We start from the raw sequence: 449 nt of genomic DNA, 5'->3' as shown, positions 1-449 counted from the left end.
GGCGATCGCAATGGGGAAGCTGCCACCCTCAACAACATCGGCAGTGTCTACTCACAATTGGGAGAAAAACAGAAAGCGCTAGAGTATTACAGCCAGTCGCTTCCCCTGTTTCGGGCAACAGGCGATCGCGGCGGGGAAGCTGCCACCCTCAAAAACATCGGCGGTGTCTACTCAGATTTGGGAGAACAACAGAAAGCACTAGAGTATTACAGCCAGTCGCTTCCCCTGTTTCGGGCAACAGGCGATCGCGGCGGGGAAGCTATGACCCTCAACAACATCGGCTTAGTCTACTCACAATTGGGAGAACAACTCAAAGCGCTAGAGTATTACAGCCAGTCGCTTCCCCTGAGTCGGGCAACCGGCGATCGCCGTGGGGAAGCTATGACCCTCAACAACATCGGCTTAGTCTACTCACAATTGGGAGAACAACTCAAAGCGCTAGAGTATTA

At 53.2% G+C, this 449-nt stretch carries 1 protein-coding gene; it reads left to right on the top strand.

Going from position 1 to position 449, the window contains the following annotated elements; genetic code table 11:
* On the top strand, positions 1 to 449 hold a 449-nt coding region (locus QUB30_RS33845; protein ID WP_333333758.1), incomplete at both ends, for a tetratricopeptide repeat protein.

Source organism: Microcoleus sp. BROC3 (assembly GCF_036702515.1).
In the GTDB taxonomy this organism is placed as follows: Bacteria; Cyanobacteriota; Cyanobacteriia; order Cyanobacteriales; family Microcoleaceae; genus Microcoleus.
This window is presented reverse-complemented; position numbering and strand designations above follow the sequence as displayed.